The sequence below is a fragment of the Methylobacterium sp. WL6 genome, assembly GCF_008040095.1.
Classification (GTDB): domain Bacteria; phylum Pseudomonadota; class Alphaproteobacteria; order Rhizobiales; family Beijerinckiaceae; genus Methylobacterium.
Genome location: NZ_VRVH01000384.1, coordinates 1 through 3585, shown reverse-complemented (window position 1 = coordinate 3585; position 3585 = coordinate 1). Strand labels below are relative to the sequence as shown.

The 3585-nt window shown below is 72.1% G+C and carries 2 protein-coding genes; one reads left to right on the top strand and one right to left on the bottom strand.

Annotated features, from left to right (window positions below; genetic code table 11):
* The first annotated feature begins 76 nt into the window (after positions 1 to 76).
* Complete coding sequence (locus tag FV230_RS31020) at positions 77 to 1129, top strand: glutamate--tRNA ligase family protein (RefSeq protein ID WP_246695007.1); 1053 nt, start codon at positions 77 to 79, stop codon at positions 1127 to 1129.
* Positions 1130 to 1157: 28 nt separating this feature from the next.
* Here FV230_RS31020 and FV230_RS25975 read toward each other — a convergent pair whose 3' ends face one another.
* Positions 1158 to 3230 (bottom strand): M23 family metallopeptidase, encoded by a 2073-nt coding sequence (locus tag FV230_RS25975; RefSeq protein ID WP_246695006.1) that lies wholly within the window; start codon positions 3228 to 3230, stop codon positions 1158 to 1160.
* Positions 3231 to 3585 lie beyond the last annotated feature (355 nt).

The following is a 3585-nucleotide window of genomic DNA, read 5'->3' as shown; positions in this document are numbered from 1 at the left end:
GCAGCGGGCCGGCCTGCTCGCTGCCGGGCATCGCCTGCACGCCCGGCCCGCTGCAGTGCCTGCATCGCGTCGGCGGTTGAGGCCGGAGGTCGAGCCGCGGCCCGTCTTCCGCTTCGCCCCGAGCCCGAACGGCCGGCTGCATCTCGGCCACGCCTATTCCGCGCTGCTCAACGCCGCGCTCGCGTCCCGCACCGGCGGCCGCCTGCTGCTGCGGATCGAGGACATCGACCCGACCCGCTCGCGACCCGAGCTGATCGACGCGATCGGCGCCGACGTCGCCTGGCTCGGGCTCGTCTTCGACCCACCCGTCCGCCGCCAGTCGCAGCACATGCCGGACTATCGCGCCGCCCGCGACGGGCTGATCGCGCGGGGCCTGGCCTATCCCTGCTTCTGCACCCGCGGCGACATCCGTGCCGCCGCCGGCGGCAATGCCGCGCGCGACCCGGACGGCGCGCCGCTCTATCCCGGCACCTGCCGGGCGCTCGATCCTGAGACCGCCGCCGCCCGTCGCGCCGCCGGCGAGCCGCACGCCTGGCGGCTCGACATGGCCCGGGCGATCGGGCAGGCGCCGGGCCCCCATGTTTATACGAACCTGGCGCTTCTCCCTCCCCCCGACGGATCTCGGGCTTGCCCGGGATCCGCACCTTGCGTGCCCAAGTCGGGCAGGACCGACTTGGGTGGGGGGGTGGGTGGGCCTCGCGTCGGCGTGGGGCGGGAGAGGGGAGCGCCCTTTCAGGCATCGTCGCTTCCCTCTCCCGACCCGCTTCAGGGGGGAGGGGAGGGCGCGTTTCACGAGATGGTCCGGGTCGTTGATCCCGCCCGCTGGGGCGATGCCGTGATCGCCCGCCGCGACGTGCCGACGAGCTACCACCTCGCCGTCGTGGTCGACGACGCGCATCAGGGCGTCACCCACGTGGTCCGCGGCCGCGACCTCGAGGCGGCGACAGACCTGCACGTCCTGCTCCAGGCGCTCCTCGGCCTTCCGACCCCGCGCTACCACCATCACGCCCTGGTCCTCGGCCCGGACGGGGGCAAGCTCGCGAAGTCGAAGGGCTCGGAAAGCCTCGCCGACCGTCGCGCGCGGGGCGAAACACCGGAGACGATCCGCGCGGCGCTCGGCTTCGCCTGAAGCGCCGGCTCGCCGCGGGAAGGCCGCCTCAGCGCACCGCCGCGTCGCGCTGCGCCATCGCGGTGGCGCTCTTCGACTTCTGCATCACCGCGTCGATCTGCTCGCGCTGGCGCTTGAACTCGGCGAGCATCCGCCCGTCGAGCTCGCGCCCGCGCGGCACGCGGATCTTCATCGGATCGACGAAGTGGCCGTTGATGATCACCTCGTAGTGCAGGTGCGCGCCGGTGGAGAGCCCGGTGGAGCCGACATAGCCGATCACCTGGCCCTGCCGCACCCGCGCACCTTCGGTGACGCCACGCCCGAACCGCGACATGTGGTTGTAGGTGGTGACGTAGCCGTTGATGTGCTGGATCTCGACCCGGCGTCCGTAGCCCGAGGTCATCTCGGCCCGGATCACGGTGCCGTTGCCGGCCGCCACGATCGGCGTGCCGATCGGGTTCGACCAGTCGACGCCGGTGTGGAGCTTGGCATAGCCGAGCACCGGGTGGCGGCGGTAGCCGAAGCCCGAGCGCATGATCCCGTCGGCGATCGGCTTGCGGATCAGGAACTTCTTGAGCGAGCGGCCCTGGTCGTCGAGGTAGTCGATCGAGCCGTCGTCGGGCGACTGGAAGCGGTAGACCTTGCGGCTCTCGCCGCCGAGGTTGAGCGAGGCGTAGAGCAGGTCCGGCCGGTCGGCGCTGGCGCCGGCATCCTCGTCGTAGGTGTAGAACACGTCGAGGCCGTCGCCGGCCGAGATCCGCCGCTGGAAGTCGAGATCGTAGCTGAACACCCGCACGATGTCCTCGACGGTCGCCCGCGGCAGGTCGTGCCGGGCCGCGGTCTCGTAGAGGCTCTGGTAGAGGCGCGGGCCCGAGCCGCCGTCCTCGTCCTCGTCCTCCGAATTCTCGGCGCTCGCGGCGGGCTTCTGCGAGGGCGTGTCCTCCGGCGGTGGGGCCACCGAGACGAAGGCCCCGCGGTCGTTGATCGCGGCGATCCCCTCGATCCCGCCCTCGCCGTAGAGCACCACGCGGGTCACCTGCCGCGGATCGCCCGGCTTCGCGCCCGGCGCGATCTGGAGCCGGAACTGCTGGCCCTCGGCCAGCGCGCCGGTCTTGGCCTTGCCGCCAAGCGCCGTGACGATGCCGCGGATCTGGTCCTCGGAGGCGAAGCCGGTGGCGCGCACCACCGCCTCCAGCGTGTCGCCGCGCTTCAGGGCGAGGTCGCGCTCCTCGACGATCGGCGTCTCGTTGGGGCGCAGCTCGACCTTGGCGAGCTTGGTCACGTTCTCGGGGACGACCAGCACCTCGATCGACTTGAACGGGTTGCCGTCGGCGGCATTGCCGGCCTTGGGGCCGCCGTCCTTGGCCCCGCCGTCGAGGTCGGGTGCCGTCGCGCCCTGGAGCGTGCGCGACAGGAGGATCTGCGGCGCGATCGGGATCGCGGTGCGCCGGCCGGCCTCCGCGGTGCTGCGGCGCTCCTCCTCGACCTGCGCCGTCACGTCGTCGTCCGACAGCGCGGCCGCCCCGGCCTCGACCGCCGCGTCGACGAGGTCGCGCTTGACCACGCTGACCTCGGCGCCCGGCGCGTCGGCGGAGCCGGCATCGGCTGCGCGCTCGAGCGGCTCGTCGGACACGAACTTCATCGGATCGAATCTCGGGATGTCGCCGGCGAACACCCCGGTCGACATCGAGAGCGCCGTGGTGATCCGGACGAAGGGCCGGACCTTGATGATCTCGCGATCGCCGAGCCGCACCGTCACCGGGGAGCGGAAGCTCTGCTTGGCCGAGGCGATCATGAGGTTGCGCACGAGCCGGTCGCCCTTGCGCGCGAGATTGGCGCCGCCCTCGCTCGGCTGCGGCCGGGCGGGGATGCTCACCCGCTCGGGGATCGCGGCGAAGGAGGCTTCGCCCTGCAGCGAGACGTGGAGCGCCGCGCCGATCAGCGCGGCCCCGGTCAGGCCGGTGAGGGCGGAGGCGCAGAGCCAGCGCAGGTTCACCTCGCGCCGATCGATGCGCGTCGCATCCGGTCCGAGCAGGTCGAGGGCGGGCTGGATCCCGTGGGCGTAGCCCGGCAGGGTCCGCGGGCCGCTGGCCTCGCCGATCTTGAGACGGTCGCGGTTCACCAAGAGCGCCTTGTCGGAGGAGGGCGGCATCGCAGCCGCCAGGACATCAGCATGTCGAAGGGCAGCATGTCGAGATTGAGGCGCCTCGCGCGCGAGCGCGTTTCCCTCCCTCCGGTCGAGCGGCTCCCCTTCACCCCCGAAACGCCGAACGCACCCGTCTCAGGATCGCTGGAGGGCCTTTCGGGCGGCCTGTCGTGGTTCTGTCGTCAAAATCGGAGAAAGTTCCGTTTTGGCTGTTGACGGGCTGCTGGGTGGTCCGTATACCCCTGTTCATCGAGACGGGGCGGCGGCGACGCGGTTCTGGACTTGGTCCACCGACATGACGAGCGATAGGGCAGCTGGCGGGAGCCGGGTG